Below are 19,543 nucleotides of genomic sequence, written 5' to 3' on the forward strand. Positions count from 1 at the left end.
ACGATTGGATAACGGCACGTTTCTGCCCGTGCGGGCATCATCCAGGCATTCAATCGCGGAAGACTCTGAAAATGGCCATGCGTATCCAGTTCAACCGTCACGGCGGCCCGGACGTTCTCGACTACACCGACTACACACCCGCAGCCCCAGGTCCCAATGAGGTAAGGGTGCAGAACCAGGCGATCGGCCTGAATTTTATCGACACCTATTTCCGCAGCGGCCTGTATGCGCCACCAAGCTTGCCGTCCAGCCTGGGCACCGAGGGTGCGGGTATCGTCGAGGCGGTGGGGGCTGCGGTCAGCGGCTTTCAGGTGGGTGACCGCGTGGCCTATGCCACCGGACCGCTGGGCGCGTATAGCGAGCTGCATGTGCTGCAGGCCGAGAAGCTGGTGAAACTGCCGGATGCAATCAGCTTCGAGCAGGCCGCCGCAGTGATGCTCAAGGGCCTGACGGTGCAGTATCTGCTGCGCCAAACGTTCCCTCTGCAAGGTGGCGAAACCATTCTGTTTCATGCCGCGGCCGGCGGGGTCGGCTCCTTTGCCTGCCAGTGGGCCAAGGCGCTTGGGGTCAAGCTGATCGGCACCGTCAGCTCGGCGGAAAAAGCGGCGCGGGCCTTAGAGCAGGGCGCCTGGGCGACCATCGACTACAGCCATGAGAACGTCGCCCAGCGCGTACTGGAACTGACTAACGGCAATAAGTGCCCGGTGGTCTACGACGGCGTCGGCAAGGACACCTGGGAAACCTCGCTGGACTGCGTGGCCCCGCGCGGCCTGCTGGTCAGCTTCGGTAATGCGTCGGGCGCCGTAACCGGCGTCAACCTGGGCATCCTCGCGCAAAAAGGCTCACTGTTCGTCACCCGCCCAACCCTGGCCGGTTACGCCGATACGCCTTCCCGGCTGCAGGCGATGGCTGACGAACTGTTCGCCATGATCGCCAGCGGCCAACTGCAGGTGGAAATCAGCAACCGCTATGCACTGAAGGACGCCGCGCTGGCGCAAACTGCGCTGAGCGCGCGGCAAACCACCGGTTCGAGCATTCTGCTGCCCTAGACGGTTTGGCTTTGATCAGGACGGTCTGATCACATCACCGCTGATCAAATCGCGAATCAAACTCGGGTTCTTGCGGCCGCCCAACGCCCCCCCCAGCACCGCATCCAGCTGGCCGGGAAAGTACTGCTCAACACGTAGACGCGAACGCGCAGACGGTCGGCCAGCCGGATTGGCCGAGGTCGACACCAGCGGCCCGGTCAGGCGACACAGCGCACGTACTTGCGGATGATCGCTGACGCGCAGGGCCACACTGCTGTGCTGGCCGCTGATCCACTCGGGCAGCCGGTTCTGATGCGGCACCAGCCAGGTGTTGGGCCCCGGCCAGCTGCCGGCCAGGCGCGCCAGCCAGATTTCTGGCAGGTCTTCGAGAAGAAAATCAAACTGCTCAACCTCGGCGGCGACCAGAATCAGCCCCTTGTGCACCGGCCGATCCTTCAGCGCCAGCAAGCGCTCCACCGCTTCGTCATTCCAGGGATCACAGCCCAGCCCCCATACCGCTTCGGTCGGATAGGCAATCACTCCGCCATTGCGCACTACGCGTGCGGCTTGCTGTATCTGCCAGTTGCTGACCATTCACTGCTCTCCACTAAGGCCTGGCAGGCAGTGTATCCAAGCTAAAGCGCGCGGCCCACCCAGCGGCCATTTTCGCAGGCAACCCGGCCGTCCAGTTCTAACTCGGTCAGCGCCGCCAACACTTCGGCCAACGGCAAGCCACTGGCGACCACCAGCGCTTCGCTGCTATGCGGCGCAGCATGCAACAGAGCCAGCAATGGGTGGCTGGGCGACTCTGACCTCTGTGAGGTGTTGACAGGTGGCTGCGCTTGCCAGCCGCGCAGAGCCTGCAGAATGTCTTCGATACTCTCCACCAGCGTCGCCCCTTCGCGGATCAGCTGATGACAGCCGCGCGCGCCGGGATGATGGATCGAACCGGGAATCGCATAGACTTCACGCCCCTGTTCGGCGGCCAGGCGCGCGGTAATCAGCGAGCCGCTGGACGGGCTGGCTTCCACCACCAGTACACCCACGGATAGGCCACTGATGATGCGATTGCGCCGGGGAAAATTGCTCGCCTGAGGCGGGCAATCCAGCGGTAACTCGGAGACCAGCGCACCACCACGGGCGACGATATCGGCGGCGAGTTTCTTGTGCCGCGCCGGGTACAAACACTGCAAGCCAGTACCAAGCACCGCAACTGTCTTGCCGCCGGCATCCAGCGCGCCCTGATGAGCCGCACCATCGATGCCCAAGGCCAGACCGCTGGTAATCACAAAGCCGCCACCCGCCAGGCTGCGAGCAAAGCTCTGCGCCGTATCCAACCCTGGCCGCGAGGCGCGCCGACTGCCAACCATCGCCAGTTGCGGCTGCTCCAGCAGCGTCGGGTCACCTGCAACAAACAACAACGGCGGTGCATCCACCAGCTCGGCCAGCAACCCTGGATAAATCACGTCATCCCACATCACCACGTGATGCGCATCATCTTCCAGCCAGACCAGACTTTGCGCGGCACGCTCACGCACCTCGGCGCAGCGCCGCGCCTCGCTGCACACCTGCGGCAAACCCAGGGAACGCCAGGCACTAGCCGGGGCGCTAAGCGCGGCCGATGCACTGTCGAAGGCACTGAGGAGTTTACGAAAGCGCCGTGGACCCAGCTCCGGCAGGCAGTGCAGGCGCAGACGGGCTTCAAGCTCAGCGGGAGAGATCGCAGGGGAAATAACAGAAGGTTGCGACATGCGGATCATCCTTGATCGGTCGCGCCGCGCGGGCGGCAGGAAATTCAGACGGGAATAAAAAAGCCCCGCGTTTGCGGGGCTTTTCGGTGTTACGGGTTACGCACTTTGTCCATCAGTTCAAGCGAACGAGACGCCCCAAGCACCAGGCCATAGCTGAGCTTGTCATAGGTGCGGAACACCATCAGCAAGCCCGAACGCTCGTCCGGAATCTTCACTGATTCGCCGGTGACCCGATCACGTACGGTTTCACCAGTTTTATATACTGCCAGCACGTTACCTTCGCTCAGGCCGTCGCGAGCGCCCTTATTGATGGTGACAACATCGAACTGACCGATCTGGGTCACGCCACGCGGCACGTCAAGGATCAGGCCGTTGATCTCACCAGCCGGTTCACTCGGCATAAAGGTCGAGTTGATCGCACGCTCTTCGGTTGGGAACAGACGGTCACCGAGACGCACTTCCTGAGTTGAACGACTTAACACCATGGTGCCGACATCGCCTTCCTCAGCCACGATCTCACCCGAGCCGATGTCATCGGCGTTAATGCCGAGGAATTCCTGGGTTTCCGGATCCACGTAGGTTTTGCCCTGGCGGAAGATGCCATAAGCCGGCGCCGACTCGTCGAAACTGCCTCGGGCATAGACACGATCACCAGCACCACTCACAACGCGCTCGGCGTTGCCGGCAACAATATAGGGCGCGCCCTGGAACTGCTCAGGGGTATCAACGATGCGGTTGCTCAGCAAGAAGCTGTTGATCGCCTCCAATGGAATAGCCGGAATAGCTTCGGCCATCGGCGTGCTACGCACCTGCGGCGACAGTTTGATGGTGCCGCGCGACTCACCGCGATTGAGCATCAGACGTGGCTGACCATCGATATACACCAGGCTGAGTTGGTCGCCTGGATAGATCAGATGAGGGTTTTCCACCTGCGGGTTGGCGTGCCAGATTTCTGGCCACTTCCACGGCTGGCTGAGAAATTTACCGGAGATATCCCAGAGGGTATCGCCCTTGACCACGGTATAACGGTCTGGGTGACCGTCTTTGAGTTGCACGGCGGCCTGGGCCAAGCCACTTGCCGCAACCAGCAGCAGGGCGAGTAGTGATTTCCTCATGCGGTGAATCCCTTTATTATGTGCCTTCACGTGGAGCGCCCTAGCGCCGCGACATAACCCAGTCGTGCTGCGGCGTGAAGCCGTTTTTCAATGCTGCTCATCATCTTAGCAGCGGATTTTGACTTTATTCCACAAGTGCATCACAAACGCATATGGCGATCCTGAATATCCTCGAATTTCCCGATCCGCGCCTGCGCACCATCGCCAAGCCGGTGGACGTGGTCGATGACGCCTTGCGTCAACTGATCGATGACATGTTTGAAACCATGTACGACGCACCCGGCATCGGCCTGGCTGCAACGCAGGTCAACGTGCACAAGCGCGTGGTGGTGATGGATCTGTCCGAAGACAAGTCCGAGCCACGGGTGTTTATCAACCCCGAGTTCGAGCCGCTGACCGAGGAAATGGATCAGTACCAGGAAGGCTGCCTGTCAGTGCCGGGTTTCTACGAAAACGTCGACCGCCCGCAGAAGGTCAAGATCAAGGCGCTGGACCGCGATGGCCAGCCCTATGAGCTGATCGCAGAAGGCCTGCTTGCCGTGTGCATCCAGCATGAATGCGACCACCTTAATGGCAAGCTGTTTGTCGATTATCTGTCTAATCTCAAACGCGACCGCATCAAGAAGAAGCTGGAAAAGCAGCATCGCCAGCAGGCTTAAGCCACACCTTTCAAAGGCTTGCTACGGCAAGCCTTTTTCTTTCTAGCAGTGAGAACCCATGTCTGAGTCTTTGCGTATTGTCTTTGCCGGCACCCCGGAATTCGCCGCCGAACACCTCAAGGCCTTGCTCGACACGCCACACCAGATCATTGCCGTCTACAGTCAGCCTGATCGCCCGGCCGGCCGTGGGCAGAAACTCACCCCCAGCCCGGTCAAGCAGCTCGCACTGCAGCACGATATTCCGGTGCACCAGCCGCAGACCCTGCGCGACCCCGCAGCCCAAGCCGAGCTAGCGGCACTCAAGCCCGATCTGATGGTGGTGGTGGCGTATGGCCTGATCCTGCCGCAAGTGGTGCTGGATATCCCGCGCCTGGGCTGTATCAACAGTCACGCCTCGCTGCTGCCACGCTGGCGTGGTGCCGCACCGATCCAGCGCGCGGTGGAGGCCGGTGATGCTGAGTCCGGCGTTACCGTGATGCAGATGGAAGCCGGCCTGGACACAGGGCCGATGCTGCTCAAGGTCAGCACGCCCATTTCTGCCGAAGATACCGGTGGCAGCCTGCACGACCGTCTCGCCAGTCTCGGCCCGCAGGCGGTGATTCAGGCCATCAGCGGCTTGGCCAGCGGTAGTCTGGTTGGCGAAGTGCAGGACGACAGCCTGGCCACCTATGCGCACAAACTGAACAAGGATGAAGCGCGCCTGGACTGGAGCCGCCCGGCCATTGAGCTGGAGCGACTAGTGCGTGCCTTTCACCCGTGGCCGATCTGCCATAGCACGCTAGGTGGCGAAGCCATCAAGGTGCACGCCGCCGCACTGGGCGAAGGGCAGGGCCAACCCGGCAGCATCCTCGCCGCCGATAAATCCGGCCTGACCGTGGCCTGTGGCGAAGGCGCGCTGCGTCTGACACGCCTGCAACTGCCCGGCGGCAAGGCGCTGAACTTCAGTGACCTGTATAACAGCCGCCGCGAGCAGTTCGCCCCGGGCCTGGTGCTCGGTCAATGAACCCGCGTCTCGCAGCCGCCCGCGCCCTGGCCGTGGTGCTCAATGGCAAGGCTTCGCTGGGTAGCAGCCTGCCGCCGTTGCTGGATAAGGTCGAGCAGCGCGACCGTGGCCTGGCTCAGGACCTGGCCTTTGGCACCGCACGCTGGCAGCCACGCCTGGCCCTGATTGCCGAGAAGCTGCTGCAGAAACCCTTCAAAGCCGCCGACCGTGATGTCGAAGCGCTGCTGCTGATTGGTCTCTATCAGCTGTTCTATACGCGAATCCCGGCGCATGCGGCCATCGGCGAGACGGTAGCCTGTATCGACAAGCTGAAGAAGCCCTCGCTCAAGGGCCTGCTCAATGCCGTGCTGCGCAATGCCCAACGCGAGCATGAGTCACTGCTGGCCGAGCTGGATCGCGATCCGGTGCTGCATACCGCTCACCCGCGCTGGCTGCAGAAGGCCCTGAAAGCTCAGTGGCCGGAACACTGGGAGGCCATCTGCGCGGCTAACAATGCCCACCCGCCGCTGATTCTGCGGGTCAACCGCGGCCTCGGCAGCCGTGGTGACTACCTGGCCGAACTGCGCCGCGTAGGCTTTGAGGCGGAGCCTTGCACGTTTAGCCGTGACGGCATTCGCCTGCTGCAGGCATGCGATGTCACCACCCTGCCGGGTTTTGCCGAAGGCCGCGTCAGCGTGCAGGACGAAGCAGCACAGCTGGCTGCCGAACTGCTCGACCTGGCGCCCGGCCAACGCGTGCTGGACGCCTGCGCCGCGCCAGGCGGTAAAACCTGCCATCTGCTGGAAGCCGAGCCCGCACTGGCCGGCGTTGTGGCGGTGGACCTGGAAGAAAAACGCCTGGTGCGGGTACGCGAGAACCTCAAACGTCTGGGCCTGGAGGCTGAGCTGATCGCCGCCGATGGCCGTGACCTGGCCGCCTGGTGGGACGGCAAACCGTTCCAGCGCATCCTGCTCGACGCGCCCTGCTCGGCCACCGGGGTGATCCGCCGTCACCCGGATATCAAACTGACCCGTCAGGCCGATGACATTCCCGCGCTGGCCAAGCTGCAGGGCGAGCTGCTGGATAGCCTGTGGCAGACTCTGGAAGTCGGCGGCATCCTGCTCTATGCCACCTGTTCGGTGATGCCGGCGGAAAACAGCGAGAATATTGCTACCTTCCTGGCGCGTACGCCGGGCGCCCGTGAGCTGGATATTGCCGGAGCGTTCGGCCATAAAACCGCCCACGGTCGCCAGCTATTCCCGCAAGTCGACGGCCACGACGGCTTCTACTATGCCAAGCTGATGAAAATCGCTGCCGCTCCGCGCGGCTGAGGAACAGACTGCATGAAGATCATCATTCTCGGTGCAGGCCAGGTTGGCGGCACCCTGGCGGAACACCTGGCCAGCGAAGCCAACGACATCACCGTGGTCGACACCGACGGTGACCGTCTGCGCGACCTCGGCGACCGCCTGGATATTCGTACCGTACAAGGTCGTGGCTCGTTTCCCACGGTGCTGCGCCAGGCCGGCGCAGACGACGCCGACATGCTGGTGGCAGTGACCAACAGCGATGAAATCAACATGATCGCCTGCCAGGTGGCCTACAGCCTGTTCCACACCCCGACCAAGATTGCCCGGGTGCGCGAGGCGGCTTACCTGACCCGCAGCGGCCTGTTCAGCAACGAATCGATCCCGGTCGACGTACTGATCAGCCCCGAGCAGGTGGTGACCAACTACATTAAGCGCCTGATCGAATACCCCGGCGCCCTGCAGGTGATCGACTTCGCTGAAGGCAAGGCCCAGCTAGTGGCGGTCAAGGCCTACTACGGCGGCCCGCTGGTCGGTCAGCAACTGCGCCAATTGCGCGAACACATGCCGAATGTCGACACCCGGGTAGCAGCGATCTTCCGCCGTAATCGGGCGATCATGCCGCAAGGCGACACCGTGATCGAAGCCGATGACGAAGTGTTTTTTATCGCCGCCAAGGCGCATATCCGCGCGGTGATGAGCGAAATGCGCCGCATGGAAGACAGCTACAAGAAAGTCGTGATCGCCGGCGGAGGTCATATCGGCGAGCGTCTGGCCGAGGCCATCGAGAGCCGCTACCAGGTGAAGATCATCGAGATGAACCCGGCACGTTGCCGCTACCTCTCGGAAACCCTCGACAGCACCATCGTGCTACAAGGCAGCGCCTCGGACCGCGACCTGCTGGTGGAAGAAAACATCAGCGACGCCGACATCTTCCTGGCCCTGACCAACGACGACGAAGCCAACATCATGTCCTCCTTGCTGGCCAAGCGCCTGGGTGCGCGCAAGGTGATGACCATCATCAACAACCCGGCCTACGTTGACCTGGTGCAGGGCGGCGAAATCGACATCGCCATCAGTCCGCAGCTGGCCACCATCGGTACCCTGCTGACCCACGTGCGCCGTGGTGATATCGAAAGCGTGCACTCCCTGCGCCGCGGTGCAGCCGAAGCCATTGAGGCGATTGCCCATGGCGATGCCAAATCGAGCAAGGTAGTCGGCCGCGCCATTGCTGATATCGCGTTGCCGCCGGGCACCACCATCGGTGCGATCATCCGCAACGAAGAGGTGTTGATCGCCCACGACAACACGGTGATCGAGACGGGCGACCATGTGATCCTGTTCCTGGTCGACAAAAAGTACATCCGCGATGCCGAGCGGTTGTTCCAGGTCGGCCTGACCTTCTTCTAAGAACATGTCTGGGATCTGCTGCGCGTCGGCGATACTGCGTTAAAAACAGGCTCGGAATGCTCATTTACAGCAGTAAACTCCGCTTCCTCGCCTGTTTTTGCCTTGTCTCGCTCTAGCTCGCGAGATCCCAAACAGGTTCTAGGCAGTTAAAAGGATGATTGATGAGCACTGAAGCCCTGGAGAAGATGCTGGCCAAAGGCATGGACAATGCCGTGCTGCGTTTTGGTCTGGGTAAGGGCTATCTGGATGCGGCGGAGTTCGCCCAGGCGGCGGAGCATTTACAGCGCTGCGTTGAGTTCGATGCGCAGTATTCAGCCGCCTGGAAGCTGCTCGGCCAGGCGCTGAACAAGCAGGGACTGCACGACGAGGCGCGCACTGCCTGGCAGCAGGGCTTGCGGGTAGCAGAAGAGAAGGGTGACAAGCAGGCGGGCAAGGAAATCAGCGTATTTCTCAAACGCCTGGATAAGCCGGCTCGGTAACTCAGGAAATAGCCTGAACTATTCCTCGGTTTGCACAAAGCGCAGGCCAACGCCCAGGGCTTCGACGCGTACCACTTCGAGCGTGAGGATAGGCGCTTCCATCGGCAAGCCCTGCACTTGGCCTTGCACTTGCTCACCCATGCTGAGCATATTTTGCGCCTGGTCCATCAGCACATAGACGCCGCATTCGGAAATATCCCTCGTGGTGACCATCAGCTCACCGTGCACCGGATGGTCGATACGCAGGCGTACCTTCAGGGGTGTGCGGATATTCTTTCGACTATTGCTCATGCGCCGTCCGTCAGAGTGGGTTCCTCCAGCCTAGTCGAGAGCAGGCTTCGCCTGCAACTCAGACCCATTCAATACCACTTGGCTTCGCCGGCAGGGCGCTTCTTGAAGCGCTTCATGCTCCACATGTACTGGCTCGGGTAAGTACGCACATACCGCTCGATAACGGTGCTCATCGCCGCAACAGCGGTTGCCGTATCAGTGCTGTACATCTCTTCCGGCGCAGCTTCGAGGATGACCTTAAAGCCCGAGCCATCCGGCAGGCGCAGCGCATGCAGAAATACCCCACAGGCCTTGCCGCCACTCAACATGCCAGCAACAAACTTGCTGGTCAGCGCCTCGGTGCCCAGAAAGGGCACGAATACCCCGGAAGACAGGCTCGGCTCAGGGTCGGCGGGAATGCCCACGGCGCCACCTTTGCGTACTTCTTTGATCACGCTGAGAATGCCTTCCTTGGTCGATGGCGCAACACGGTTACCCAGTTGCACACGCTGCTGGCGCAGCAGCTCATCAACAGCCTTCAGCTTCGGCGGACGGTAGAAGATGATCGGTTTGCACTGCGCGCAGTAGAAGTGGTTAAGCACTTCCCAGTTACCCAGGTGGCTGGTGATCCCGACCACGCCCTTGCCGCTGGCCAGAGCCTCCTTGAGCACATCCAGACCCTCGACTTCACGCACCAGGCCGATGGATTTCTGCGCCGGCCAGATCCAGGCACAGGCGCTTTCGGTCAGGGTTCTGCCGATATCCATCAGCGATTGGCCCAGCAGACGCTGGTGGGCGGCCTCATCCAGTTCGGGAAAGCATTTACGCAGGTTGATGCTGGCCACTTCGCGTGAGCCGTTCGGCAGCTTCCACATCAGCCAACCAATCGCCGCGCCCACAGCCTGCACCGCGCGCCATGGCAGCAGGGCAAACAAACGCAGAAAGCCCACCACCAGGGCACCTTTGAGCTTTTCCACAGGCAACTCCAGCCGATCAAAAGGCGCTATTGTAACCACCCGAGCTAGCGAGTGGTCAGTTGCGCGTAGCGGTCACAATCAACGGTGTGATCCATGACCATGCCGGTCGCCTGCATATAGGCGTAGCAGATGGTCGGGCCGACAAAGGTAAAGCCAGCCTTCTTCAGCGCCTTGCTCATCGCCTCGGCCTCGGCGGTAACCGCCGGCACCTGACCGCGCTCGCTGAAGTGGTTGATCTTCGGCACGCCGCCGACAAACGACCAAAGCAACGCCACTGGGTCTTCCAGCTTGAGCCAGGCCTGAGCGTTTTTGCGCACAGCCTTGAGCTTGAGGCGGTTACGAATGATGCCGATGTCCTGCATCAGGGTTTCTTCGATGTACTCGTCCGTAAGCTCCGCCAGCCGCTGCACATCGAAACCGAATAGCACCTTGCGGTAGTGCTCGCGCTTCTTTAGTACGGTGATCCACGACAGGCCCGCTTGAAAACCCTCCAGCAGCAGTAACTCGAACAGCACCTGGGGGTCGCGTTGCGGCACGCCCCATTCTTCATCGTGATACGCCTGATACAGCGGATCGTCATTGCACCAGAAACAGCGTGGCATGCGGGTTTTCCTGAGCTTCGGTATACTCGCGGACTTTCTGAAGCCGCCAAAGTACGGGTGAAATTTGTGAGCCAGACTACGCCTGCCGTGCGCACCTTCCAAGACTTGATCCTCGCCCTGCAACAGTACTGGGCCGAGCAGGGCTGTGTGGTGTTGCAGCCCTACGATATGGAAGTTGGCGCGGGCACCTTCCACACCGCCACGTTTCTCCGTGCCATTGGCCCAGAGACCTGGAACGCCGCCTATGTGCAGCCTTCCCGTCGTCCGGCTGACGGCCGCTACGGCGAAAACCCCAACCGCCTGCAGCACTACTACCAGTTCCAGGTGGTGCTCAAGCCGAACCCGGAAAACTTCCAGGAGCTTTACTTGGGTTCGCTGAAGGCGATCGGCATCGACCCTCTGGTGCACGACATCCGCTTCGTCGAAGACAACTGGGAATCGCCGACGCTCGGCGCCTGGGGTCTGGGCTGGGAAATCTGGCTGAACGGTATGGAAGTCACCCAGTTCACCTACTTCCAGCAGGTCGGCGGCATCGAGTGCTACCCGGTAACCGGTGAGATCACCTACGGTCTCGAGCGCCTGGCCATGTACCTGCAGGGCGTCGACTCGGTGTACGACCTGGTGTGGACCGACGGCCAGTTCGGCAAGGTCACCTACGGCGATGTGTTCCACCAGAACGAGGTGGAGCAATCGACCTACAACTTCGAACACGCCAACGTCGAGAAACTCTTCGAGCTGTTCGACTTCTATGAAAGCGAAGCCAACCGCCTGATCGAGCTGGAGCTGCCGCTACCCACCTACGAGATGGTGCTCAAGGCCTCGCACACCTTCAACCTGCTGGATGCGCGCCGGGCCATCTCGGTGACCGCGCGTCAGCAATACATCCTGCGCGTGCGTGCCCTGGCCCGCTCGGTGGCGCAGAGCTACCTGCAAGCGCGGCGCAAACTCGGCTTCCCGCTCGCGGCACCCGACCTGCGTGATGAAGTATTGGCCAAGCTGGAGGCAGCAGAATGAGTGCGCGTGATTTCCTGGTAGAGCTGGGCACCGAAGAGCTGCCACCGAAAGCCCTGAAAACCCTGGGTGAAGCTTTCCTCGCCGGTATCGAAAAAGGCCTGAAAGCCGCTGGCCTGAGCTATGGCCAAGTGCGCTATTACGCCGCGCCGCGCCGTTTGGCCGTGCTGATCGAGCAGCTTGAAGAGCAGCAAGCCGACCGTACTCAGAACCTCGACGGCCCACCCGTGCAGGCGACGTTCGACAAGGACGGCAACCCGACTCAGGCAGCGCTGGGCTTCGCCAAGAAGTGCGGTGTCGAGCTGAGCCAAATCGACCAAAGCGGCCCCAAACTGAAATTCAGCCAGAGCATTCCGGGTCAAGCAGCCGCTGGCCTGCTGCCGGCCATCGTCGAAACCTCGCTGAACGAGCTGCCGATTCCCAAGCGTATGCGTTGGGGCGCGCGCAAGACCGAATTCGTCCGCCCGAGCCAGTGGCTGGTGATGCTGTTCGGTGACGAGGTGATCGACTGCGAAATCCTCGCCCAACAAGCCGGCCGGGTTTCCCGTGGTCACCGCTTCCACGCCAACCATGAGGTGCGTATCAGCGCGCCGGCCAACTACGCCGAAGACCTGCGCAGCGCCTATGTGATTGCCGACTTCGCCGAGCGCCGCGCGCAAATCATCGCCCGCGTGAATGAACTGGCTGCAGCAGAGCAGGGCACGGCCATCGTGCCGCCTGCGCTGCTGGATGAAGTCAGTGCCCTGGTCGAATGGCCGGTGCCGCTGGTCTGCTCGTTCGAGGAACGCTTCCTTGAAGTGCCGCAGGAAGCGCTGATCACCACCATGCAGGACAACCAGAAGTACTTCTGCCTGCTCAACAGCAACGGCAAGCTGCTGCCGCGCTTTATCACCGTGGCCAACGTTGAAAGCAAAGACCCGGCGCAGATCATTTCCGGCAACGAGAAGGTGGTGCGCCCGCGCCTGACCGACGCCGAGTTCTTCTTCAAGCAGGACAAGAAGCAAAAGCTTGAGACCTTCAACCAGCGCCTGGCCAACGTGGTGTTCCAAGCCCAGCTGGGTTCGGTCTATGACAAGGCCCAGCGCGTCTCGGCCCTGGCTGGTTTTATCGCCCAGCGCATTGGTGGCGACGCCACTCGCGCGGCGCGGGCCGGCATTCTCTGCAAGTGCGACCTGGCCAGCGAGATGGTCGGCGAGTTCCCGGAAATGCAGGGCATCGCCGGTTACTACTACGCCAAGCATGACGGCGAAGCCGAAGACGTCGCCCTAGCGCTGAACGAGCAGTACATGCCGCGCGGCGCCGGCGCTGAGCTGCCGAGTACCCTCACTGGTGCTGCCGTGGCCCTAGCCGACAAGCTGGATACCCTGGTTGGGATCTTCGGCATCGGCATGCTGCCCACCGGCAGCAAAGACCCCTATGCCCTGCGTCGCGCCGCCCTTGGCGTGTTGCGCATTCTCATCGAAAAGCAGCTGGATCTGGATCTGGTTGAAGCCGTTGGTTTTGCGATCAAACAATTCGGCGACAAGATCAAAGCCGATGGCCTGGCTCCCCAGGTGCAGGATTTTATCTTCGACCGTCTGCGCGCGCGTTATGAGGACGAAGGTGTTGAAGTGGCCGTGTACCAGGCCGTGCGTGCGGTTAGCCCGACTTCGCCATTGGACTTCGATCAGCGCGTACAGGCTGTGCAGGCCTTCCGTGCATTGCCACAGGCGGCCGCTCTCGCTGCAGCGAACAAGCGCGTGTCCAACTTGCTGAGCAAGGCCGAAGGTCAGGTCGCGGCGAGCGTCGAAGCCCATCACTTCGACAACCCCAGCGAGTTTGCCCTTAACGCCGCTATCCAGCAGGCCGAGCATGCAGTACGGCCGCTGGCTGCAGGGCGTCAGTACAACCTGGCACTGAGTCAGTTGGCCAACCTGCGCGAGCCAGTAGACGCCTTCTTCGAGGCCGTACTGGTCAACGCCGAAGACCCTGCCGTGCGCGCCAACCGCTATGCGCTGCTGGCCAAGCTGCGTGGCCTGTTCCTCGGTGTAGCCGATATCTCGGTACTCGGCTAACGCCTGCCGCGAGTCCGATGGGCTACGCGCAGCCCATCATCACCTTTACCGGCTGACGGCCATCACCGTCAGCCGGTTACGGATTACCGCATGAAACTGCTGATTCTCGACCGCGACGGCGTCATCAATTACGACTCCGACGCCTATATCAAAAGCCTCGCCGAATGGATTCCGCTACCCGGCGCCATCGAAGCCATCGCGCGCCTGTCGCAAGCCGGCTGGACGATCGCCGTGGCCACCAATCAATCCGGGGTCGCCCGCGGCTATTACGACCTGGCCACACTGGAAGCCATGCACGCGCGCCTGCGCGAGCTGGTGGCAGCGCAGGGCGGCGAGCTGGGCCTGATCGTGCACTGCATCCACGGCCCGGATGAGGGCTGCGCCTGCCGCAAACCGAAACCCGGCATGCTCGAGCAGATTGCTGCGTACTATGGCGTAGCACTTAAGGGCGTGTGGTTTGTCGGAGACAGCAGCGGTGACCTGACAGCGGCCGGCGCCGTCGATTGTCAGCCTGTTTTGGTAAAGACCGGCAAGGGCGAACGCACCCTGGCGAAAGGATTGCCAGCGGGCACCCTGGTATTCGATGATCTGGCGGCGGTTGCCGCACAGCTTCTCCACTTATAAAGCAGGCGCTGCCTGCGACGGTAAAAGCTCCCATGTCGACAGTGCAGACCCTCAGAACCGTTCTCTTCTATCTGTTGTTGTCTTCCAGCGCCTTTGTCTGGTGCACCCTCAGCGTCTTCGTTGCACCCTTCCTACCGTTTCGCGCGCGCTATCGCTTTGTCATCCAGAATTGGTGCCGCTGCGCCACCTGGCTGGCCAAGGTGGTAGCCGGCATCAACTATGAGATCAAGGGCCTGGAGAATATCCCCGAGCAGCCCTGCGTGATCCTCGCCAAGCACCAAAGCACCTGGGAGACCTTCTTCCTCTGCGGCTACTTTGAGCCGCTCAGCCAAGTGGTCAAGCGCGAGCTGCTGTATGTACCGTTCTTCGGCTGGGCGATGGCCATGCTTAAACCTATCGCGATTGACCGCAGTAACCCCAAGGCGGCGCTCAAGCAGCTGGCCAAGCTTGGCCACAAACGCCTGGGGCAGGGCGCCTGGGTGCTGGTATTTCCGGAAGGTACGCGCATTCCGCCTGGCCAGATCGGCAAGTTCAGCCGCGGCGGCGCCTCCCTCGCAGTGAATGCCAACCTGCCGGTGCTGCCGATTGCCCACAACGCTGGTGAGTTTTGGCCCAAGTTGGGATGGCGCAAAACCCCAGGTACCGTTCAAGTAGTGATTGGCCCACTGATGCACGCTGAAGGTACCGGTCCGCGCGCCATCGCCGAGCTCAATGATCGTGCGTTTGCCTGGGTCAGCCAGGCGCAACGCGATATCGGCTCACTGGATGCACAGAGCCAGCCTCTGGAAGCCCAGGAGCCGGCCTAGCTCAATTGTGGATAACCTGTGCGCGAAATACCGGCAGAGTGCTATTAAGCCTTTCAAGGTAATGATTTATAAGCAGTTTTAATGAGCATCTAACCAACTGCTTTTCGTGCATAAGTTTTCCGACGTAACCTCAAGCCGGCCTCAGTGTCGGCTTTTTTATCGCTCAAATTTGCTCAGGTACGGATGTGCGCTGCATCCCTCGCTATGTTCCATGTGGAACCAAAAAGCCCCTGCTGAAGTTAATCAGCAGGGGCTTTCTAAACAGAAACCAGCGTGTATCTGGCGTCCTCTGGCTGTTGTCGACGGGCGATAAAGGCGTCATTCGACTATCAGATAAAACCCATATAAATCAATGACTTACAAAAATAGATGGGCGCTGTTATTGGCATGATTGAGCCACATAAAATGGCATTTTCTGTCGAAATGACCGCAATTAGTGTCATTTTCCGCAAGCCCCTGAAACGCGCCGCGTGCAGCACTACATTTCGGTCACACAGCCTGCGTGCTGGAGACAGGCCTCAAGCCACGACCTGAATTGACAATCTGCCAATGCTGAATAGCGTAGCGAGGTTCCAAGATCAACGGAATGCCCACCCGTCGCGGGCTTCGAGAACTTTTTCAGTATCACCGGGACGGCGATCAGCTGACTACTTGATGCGCTCGGCAGCCTTGCGATAAGCCTGCTCACGCTCACGGCGATCAACCGCGACCACAAACACCACCACCTCATGGTCGATCACCTGGTACACCAAGCGATAACCACTGCTGCGCAACTTGATCTTGTAGCAGTCGGGCAGCGAATGAAGACGGTTGGCTTCAATTCGCGGATTGAGCAATACCTCAGCGAGCTTTTTCTTCAGCTGCTGGCGAACGGTATCGCCCAGCTTCTGCCATTCCTTCAATGCCCGTGCATCAAATTCGAGGCTATAGGTCATCCAGCGAGACCTTCACGCGCTGCGGAGCAGCAAGGCGTTCACGCACCGTGGCGATTAAAGCTTCATCTTCCTCGGTCATAAGCACCGGGCGGAATGGCAGCTGACCGCGCTCGGCCACATACTGCAAGGCCTGGCGCATCAGCTCAGACGGCGTGACGCCGAGCTTTTCCAGCTCCTGGTAAGCACGCGCCTTAAGTTCATCGTCGATGCGGATATTGATGGACGCCATGATGCGACCCTCACTGTAATGACATTCGTATTTACAGTGACAGGGTAGCCGTCGTTTGGCAAGCGGGTTGGCGACCCCGCCAGTAACACACCGACCAAGTGACCCCTGACTGCGGTGCCATACCCCAGGCGCCCGGTTACCACGTAACGTAAAAGTGGTCGCCAGAACCCTGTCCGGAGCTGGGCGTCATTGAACATAGCGCCCGATATACGCACCCCACAGGTCGGTGTCAAAAGCCAAGAACTGGCCTTACGCAGCAGAGACATCTACGCGGTGCTGGCAGAGAGCAAAGTCATTGCCGTGGGTTATCGGGACGAAAGACTAAAGCCGCAAAAACCACACAAGCGAGTTCGACGCTGCACACCCAGTAACCCAGCTGCACGTCGTATTCACTGCCGCACGCGTTAACTCAAGGAATGAACCATGAGCCACTTTGAACAATTCAGTCCGATTCTCCTCGACTCGACCATCAACCTGAACGGCGCCGATTTGCCCAAGGAGTTGTTGCTGTCATCGGAGGGCAGTGTTGAGACCTTCTACGCCCCCTTCGACTACATCAACACTAAAGCCCGGATCACTATCTGCGGCATCACGCCAGGTCACCAGCAAACAGTGAACGCACTGAGCGAAGCACGCAGACAGCTAAAAGCTGGTGCGTCTATTGAAGAGGCCAGAAGAAAAGCCAAGGAGACCGCGAGTTTTTCTGGGCCAATGCGCAGCAACCTGATTGCAATGCTCGATCACATTGGCATCCCGGAACTGCTCGGGATTGATAGCTGTGCCCGACTATTCGATACGCACACACACCTGGTGCATTACACCTCTGCACTGCGCTATCCAGTTTTCGTCAATGGCGCTAACTACAGCGGCAGTCCATCAATGCTCAAGCAGAAATCCATGCGAGAGCAGGTCGAGACGCATCTTGCCGAGGAGGTAAAAGCACTGGGCAATAACTGCCTCTACGTTCCCCTTGGGCCCAAAGTGGCCGAAGCCCTTGAGCATCTACAACGCCAAGGCCTGCTCAAGCCTGAGCAGGTTCTCGCAGGTCTTCCCCATCCGTCAGGCGCTAACGCCGAACGCATCAGTTACTTTCTGGGCAACAAAACTCGTGAACACCTATCTGCAAAAACCAATGCGCAGGTACTGGACGCTGCACGAACTCAGCTGTCCGAATCAACTCAACACGCCAAGAAGCGAAGCCCCACTGCGTGGAAATATCCGCTTACGCACCTTAGTCCAATTGCCGAGCCTTGAATTCGATGTAAGACAGACATGCCGGAGCAGGCTCTGAACGGTATTGCCGGATAATGATTCGCGCATCGAGGTAAAAATTCACGCCATGCTGGGTCTCGGTCGAGCATGACGTTCCTGACTCCGGAGAATAAAGATCGATCTCTCGACTCAATGGTGGCCAGCTTGGGCGATTCAGAAGACTTAGGTGAGCATTATTTTGTACGCTATGCCACCTCCCACGGATTGGCATCCTATGAAAATCAGAACTTTTCTTCTCGCCACGATTCTGCTCAACCCCGCCAGCTATGTGTGTGCCTCACCTGATATAGCTGCGACTCAAAAGAGTGCTGAGCAAGGCGATATTGCTGCCCAGTTCAAGCTCGGGGTCATGTACGCCGAGGGGCAGGGCGTGCCGCAGAACGACCAGCAAGCCGCTACCTGGTTTCGCAAGGCCGCCGCGCAGGGCGATGTAACTGCCCAGGGTAACCTCGGGCTCATGTACTTCCAGGGGCGTGGCGTACCGCGGGACTATAGCCAAGCCGCCGCATGGTTCCGCAAGGCCGCCGCGCAGGGCAATGCCGATGCCCAGGCAAAACTCGGGCACATGTACAAGATGGGCAAAGGCGTATCGCAGGACGACCGGCAAGCCGCCGACTGGTTCCGCAAGGCCGCCGAGCAGGGCAATGCCGATGCCCAGTACTTCCTCGGGGCCATTTACGACTCGGGGCGTGGTGTGCCGCAGGACGACCGGCAGGCAGCAGCCTGGTATCGCAAGGCTGCCGAGCAGGGTGACTCCACTGCCCAGAGCACTCTCGGGATCATGTACGGTTCTGGCCGTGGTGTGCCGCAGGATGGTCAGCAGGCAATAGCCTGGTTCCGTAAGGCTGCCGAGCAGGGTGATGACATTGCCCAGCTCATCCTCGGGAGCAGATACGCGGTGGGTAATGGCGTACCGCAGGACTATCAGCAGGCGGCAACTTGGTTCCGCAAGGCTGCCGAGCAAGGCAATGCCAACGCGCAGAGCAACATCGGACAGCTGTATTTGAATGGTAATGGCGTGCCGCAGGACGACCGACAGGCAGCAGCTTGGTTGCGCAAGGCTGCCGAACAGGGCTATGCCATTGCTCAGGTAAAGCTAGGAATGATGTACAACATTGGCCGAGGTGTGCCGCAGGACGACCGACAGGCAGTAGCCTGGTTCCGCAAGGCTGCTGAACAGGGTGATCCCGAAGCCCAGTATTTTATCGGGAGAGAGTACGTCGCGGGCCGTGGTGTACCGCAAGACTATCAGCAGGCGGCATCCTGGTTCCGCAAGGCTGCCGAGAAGGGCAATGCCGATGCCCAGTTTAACCTCGGGGTAATGTACGGCTTGGGGCATGGTGTACCGCCGGACTTTAGCCTCGCCTATTCGTGGCTCTCTGTGGCAGCTGCATTAGGAAATGAAGATGCCTCTAAGAGCCGAGAGGACGTGGCTAAAGAACTATCTCCCTCCCAGCTGGCGGCAGCACAACAGCTAGCAGCCAAATATTTCGAGCAATACCAGCCGCGCAATTAACTGCTAGCCCAAGTCGGTTTGGCCTCAACGACTACTCGTCGTCGTAGAGGCCTCCCCCGTACTCCCCATTATTTCGGTCGATTTGAGTACGGGGGTCATACCTATCCCGAATTTGAGCCGGAGCATCGTATTCGTACCGAATTTGGTCGGTGGACTTGTTGAGATTGTACTGGTACTGGTTGCCTGACGAAGTTTCGTAAGCGCTGCTTTCGTCATGTTCATCGCTATTAACGCCAACAGGCTCCCACTCGATAGGTGCCGCCATGACGACGCCAGAATAGGCGAAAATGGCCCCTAAAATCAGTGGTATGTACTTCTTCATAAGCATCTTCCTTGGTTGTGAGAGATATTCACCCGCAGAATATCCTACGGGTATGGCTGAACGTTAGGGAAACTCTGAAGAAGACTTCCTGATTTTGGCAAAATGCCCGGATTCCACCCGCCGAGTTTTCCAATGAAGCAGATGACCTTCGCCGACGCCGAGTATGCCGGTAAGCGCAAACAGACCCGCAAAGA

The 19,543-nt window shown here is 60.1% G+C and carries 21 protein-coding genes; 12 read left to right on the plus strand and 9 right to left on the minus strand.

Annotated features, from left to right (window positions below; translation table 11 throughout):
• The first annotated feature begins 71 nt into the window (after nt 1-71).
• A complete protein-coding gene (locus HBN63_RS17400) occupies nt 72-1,049 on the plus strand; it encodes an NADPH:quinone reductase (protein WP_170050282.1) in 978 nt (325 codons plus the stop codon).
• Between the two features lie 15 nt (nt 1,050-1,064).
• Here HBN63_RS17400 and HBN63_RS17405 read toward each other — a convergent pair whose 3' ends face one another.
• The 3 genes from HBN63_RS17405 to HBN63_RS17415 all read right to left on the minus strand — a co-directional run bounded on the left by HBN63_RS17405 (nt 1,065) and on the right by HBN63_RS17415 (nt 3,894).
• Nucleotides 1,065-1,622, minus strand: coding sequence for an L-threonylcarbamoyladenylate synthase (locus HBN63_RS17405; RefSeq protein WP_167145928.1), 558 nt, complete (start codon nt 1,620-1,622; stop codon nt 1,065-1,067).
• 41 nt (nt 1,623-1,663) lie between these two features.
• Nucleotides 1,664-2,779: a DNA-processing protein DprA gene (gene dprA / locus HBN63_RS17410; protein ID WP_170050283.1), complete on the minus strand. Its 1,116-nt coding sequence runs from the start codon at nt 2,777-2,779 to the stop codon at nt 1,664-1,666.
• 89 nt (nt 2,780-2,868) lie between these two features.
• On the minus strand, nt 2,869-3,894 hold the full coding sequence (locus tag HBN63_RS17415) for a LysM peptidoglycan-binding domain-containing protein (RefSeq protein WP_170050284.1): 1,026 nt from the start codon (nt 3,892-3,894) through the stop codon (nt 2,869-2,871).
• 152 nt (nt 3,895-4,046) lie between these two features.
• Here HBN63_RS17415 and def point away from each other — a divergent pair, with 152 nt between their 5' ends.
• The 5 genes from def (at nt 4,047) to HBN63_RS17440 (ending at nt 8,731) form a co-directional block, all read left to right on the plus strand.
• A complete protein-coding gene (gene def / locus HBN63_RS17420) occupies nt 4,047-4,553 on the plus strand; it encodes a peptide deformylase (protein ID WP_170050285.1) in 507 nt (168 codons plus the stop codon).
• 58 nt (nt 4,554-4,611) lie between these two features.
• The gene (gene fmt, locus HBN63_RS17425) at nt 4,612-5,556 is read left to right on the plus strand and encodes a methionyl-tRNA formyltransferase (RefSeq protein ID WP_170050286.1); all 945 of its coding nucleotides are present in this window, start codon (nt 4,612-4,614) and stop codon (nt 5,554-5,556) included.
• Nucleotides 5,553-6,866, plus strand: coding sequence for a 16S rRNA (cytosine(967)-C(5))-methyltransferase RsmB (gene rsmB / locus HBN63_RS17430; RefSeq protein ID WP_170050287.1), 1,314 nt, complete (start codon nt 5,553-5,555; stop codon nt 6,864-6,866). Before fmt ends, rsmB begins: the two co-directional genes overlap by 4 nt.
• 12 nt (nt 6,867-6,878) lie before the next feature.
• On the plus strand, nt 6,879-8,252 hold the full coding sequence (gene trkA / locus HBN63_RS17435; RefSeq protein WP_090254226.1) for a Trk system potassium transporter TrkA: 1,374 nt from the start codon (nt 6,879-6,881) through the stop codon (nt 8,250-8,252).
• Nucleotides 8,253-8,413: 161 nt separating this feature from the next.
• The gene (locus tag HBN63_RS17440) at nt 8,414-8,731 is read left to right on the plus strand and encodes a hypothetical protein (protein ID WP_167145916.1); all 318 of its coding nucleotides are present in this window, start codon (nt 8,414-8,416) and stop codon (nt 8,729-8,731) included.
• Nucleotides 8,732-8,749: 18 nt separating this feature from the next.
• Here HBN63_RS17440 and HBN63_RS17445 read toward each other — a convergent pair whose 3' ends face one another.
• The 3 genes from HBN63_RS17445 to HBN63_RS17455 all read right to left on the minus strand — a co-directional run bounded on the left by HBN63_RS17445 (nt 8,750) and on the right by HBN63_RS17455 (nt 10,580).
• Nucleotides 8,750-9,022 carry a PilZ domain-containing protein gene (locus HBN63_RS17445; RefSeq protein ID WP_160086356.1) on the minus strand — a complete coding sequence of 91 codons (273 nt, stop codon included), beginning with the start codon at nt 9,020-9,022 and terminating at the stop codon, nt 8,750-8,752.
• Nucleotides 9,023-9,090: 68 nt separating this feature from the next.
• Entirely contained in the window at nt 9,091-9,978 is an 888-nt protein-coding gene (locus tag HBN63_RS17450) for a lysophospholipid acyltransferase (protein WP_170050288.1), read from the minus strand.
• 44 nt (nt 9,979-10,022) lie between these two features.
• Nucleotides 10,023-10,580, minus strand: a complete 558-nt coding sequence (locus tag HBN63_RS17455; protein ID WP_170050289.1) for a DNA-3-methyladenine glycosylase I — start codon at nt 10,578-10,580, stop codon at nt 10,023-10,025.
• A gap of 66 nt (nt 10,581-10,646) precedes the next feature.
• Between HBN63_RS17455 and glyQ the strand changes: the two genes are divergently transcribed.
• The 4 genes from glyQ to HBN63_RS17475 all read left to right on the plus strand — a co-directional run bounded on the left by glyQ (nt 10,647) and on the right by HBN63_RS17475 (nt 15,075).
• On the plus strand, nt 10,647-11,594 hold the full coding sequence (glyQ, locus tag HBN63_RS17460) for a glycine--tRNA ligase subunit alpha (protein WP_170050290.1): 948 nt from the start codon (nt 10,647-10,649) through the stop codon (nt 11,592-11,594).
• The gene (gene glyS / locus HBN63_RS17465) at nt 11,591-13,645 is read left to right on the plus strand and encodes a glycine--tRNA ligase subunit beta (RefSeq protein WP_170050291.1); all 2,055 of its coding nucleotides are present in this window, start codon (nt 11,591-11,593) and stop codon (nt 13,643-13,645) included. The genes glyQ and glyS overlap by 4 nt, the downstream gene beginning before the upstream one ends.
• A gap of 90 nt (nt 13,646-13,735) precedes the next feature.
• Nucleotides 13,736-14,269 (plus strand): D-glycero-beta-D-manno-heptose 1,7-bisphosphate 7-phosphatase, encoded by a 534-nt coding sequence (gene gmhB, locus HBN63_RS17470; RefSeq protein ID WP_170050292.1) that lies wholly within the window; start codon nt 13,736-13,738, stop codon nt 14,267-14,269.
• A 32-nt stretch (nt 14,270-14,301) separates the two neighbouring features.
• Nucleotides 14,302-15,075: a lysophospholipid acyltransferase family protein gene (locus HBN63_RS17475; RefSeq protein WP_160086342.1), complete on the plus strand. Its 774-nt coding sequence runs from the start codon at nt 14,302-14,304 to the stop codon at nt 15,073-15,075.
• A 647-nt stretch (nt 15,076-15,722) separates the two neighbouring features.
• On the opposite strand, the gene HBN63_RS17480 is transcribed toward HBN63_RS17475, so the two are convergent.
• Nucleotides 15,723-16,010 (minus strand): type II toxin-antitoxin system RelE/ParE family toxin, encoded by a 288-nt coding sequence (locus HBN63_RS17480; RefSeq protein ID WP_170050293.1) that lies wholly within the window; start codon nt 16,008-16,010, stop codon nt 15,723-15,725.
• A complete protein-coding gene (locus HBN63_RS17485; protein WP_170050294.1) occupies nt 16,000-16,239 on the minus strand; it encodes a type II toxin-antitoxin system RelB/DinJ family antitoxin in 240 nt (79 codons plus the stop codon). The genes HBN63_RS17480 and HBN63_RS17485 overlap by 11 nt, the downstream gene beginning before the upstream one ends.
• Before the next feature lie 423 nt (nt 16,240-16,662).
• On the opposite strand from HBN63_RS17485, the gene HBN63_RS21980 reads away from it, so the two are divergent.
• Nucleotides 16,663-17,493, plus strand: a complete 831-nt coding sequence (locus HBN63_RS21980; RefSeq protein ID WP_262499004.1) for a hypothetical protein — start codon at nt 16,663-16,665, stop codon at nt 17,491-17,493.
• Nucleotides 17,494-17,677: 184 nt separating this feature from the next.
• Nucleotides 17,678-19,027: an SEL1-like repeat protein gene (locus tag HBN63_RS17495; RefSeq protein WP_223181885.1), complete on the plus strand. Its 1,350-nt coding sequence runs from the start codon at nt 17,678-17,680 to the stop codon at nt 19,025-19,027.
• 31 nt (nt 19,028-19,058) lie between these two features.
• Here the strand turns inward: HBN63_RS17495 and HBN63_RS17500 are convergent, their stop codons facing one another.
• Nucleotides 19,059-19,349 (minus strand): hypothetical protein, encoded by a 291-nt coding sequence (locus HBN63_RS17500; RefSeq protein WP_170050246.1) that lies wholly within the window; start codon nt 19,347-19,349, stop codon nt 19,059-19,061.
• Between the last annotated feature and the right edge of the window lie 194 nt (nt 19,350-19,543).

It is taken from the genome of Pseudomonas sp. WS 5011, from assembly GCF_012985775.1.
Classification (GTDB): domain Bacteria; phylum Pseudomonadota; class Gammaproteobacteria; order Pseudomonadales; family Pseudomonadaceae; genus Aquipseudomonas; species Aquipseudomonas peli.

Bases quoted from the DNA above. Each gene is read 5' to 3' on its own strand.
- HBN63_RS17400 (WP_170050282.1), top strand. From the start codon at position 72: ATGGCCATGCGTATCCAGTTCAACCGTCACGGCGGCCCGGACGTTCTC.
- HBN63_RS17405 (WP_167145928.1), bottom strand. From the start codon at position 1,622: ATGGTCAGCAACTGGCAGATACAGCAAGCCGCACGCGTAGTGCGCAAT.
- dprA (WP_170050283.1), bottom strand. From the start codon at position 2,779: ATGTCGCAACCTTCTGTTATTTCCCCTGCGATCTCTCCCGCTGAGCTT.
- HBN63_RS17415 (WP_170050284.1), bottom strand. From the start codon at position 3,894: ATGAGGAAATCACTACTCGCCCTGCTGCTGGTTGCGGCAAGTGGCTTG.
- def (WP_170050285.1), top strand. From the start codon at position 4,047: ATGGCGATCCTGAATATCCTCGAATTTCCCGATCCGCGCCTGCGCACC.
- fmt (WP_170050286.1), top strand. From the start codon at position 4,612: ATGTCTGAGTCTTTGCGTATTGTCTTTGCCGGCACCCCGGAATTCGCC.
- rsmB (WP_170050287.1), top strand. From the start codon at position 5,553: ATGAACCCGCGTCTCGCAGCCGCCCGCGCCCTGGCCGTGGTGCTCAAT.
- trkA (WP_090254226.1), top strand. From the start codon at position 6,879: ATGAAGATCATCATTCTCGGTGCAGGCCAGGTTGGCGGCACCCTGGCG.
- HBN63_RS17440 (WP_167145916.1), top strand. From the start codon at position 8,414: ATGAGCACTGAAGCCCTGGAGAAGATGCTGGCCAAAGGCATGGACAAT.
- HBN63_RS17445 (WP_160086356.1), bottom strand. From the start codon at position 9,022: ATGAGCAATAGTCGAAAGAATATCCGCACACCCCTGAAGGTACGCCTG.
- HBN63_RS17455 (WP_170050289.1), bottom strand. From the start codon at position 10,580: ATGCCACGCTGTTTCTGGTGCAATGACGATCCGCTGTATCAGGCGTAT.
- glyS (WP_170050291.1), top strand. From the start codon at position 11,591: ATGAGTGCGCGTGATTTCCTGGTAGAGCTGGGCACCGAAGAGCTGCCA.
- gmhB (WP_170050292.1), top strand. From the start codon at position 13,736: ATGAAACTGCTGATTCTCGACCGCGACGGCGTCATCAATTACGACTCC.
- HBN63_RS17475 (WP_160086342.1), top strand. From the start codon at position 14,302: ATGTCGACAGTGCAGACCCTCAGAACCGTTCTCTTCTATCTGTTGTTG.
- HBN63_RS17480 (WP_170050293.1), bottom strand. From the start codon at position 16,010: ATGACCTATAGCCTCGAATTTGATGCACGGGCATTGAAGGAATGGCAG.
- HBN63_RS17485 (WP_170050294.1), bottom strand. From the start codon at position 16,239: ATGGCGTCCATCAATATCCGCATCGACGATGAACTTAAGGCGCGTGCT.
- HBN63_RS21980 (WP_262499004.1), top strand. From the start codon at position 16,663: ATGAGCCACTTTGAACAATTCAGTCCGATTCTCCTCGACTCGACCATC.
- HBN63_RS17500 (WP_170050246.1), bottom strand. From the start codon at position 19,349: ATGAAGAAGTACATACCACTGATTTTAGGGGCCATTTTCGCCTATTCT.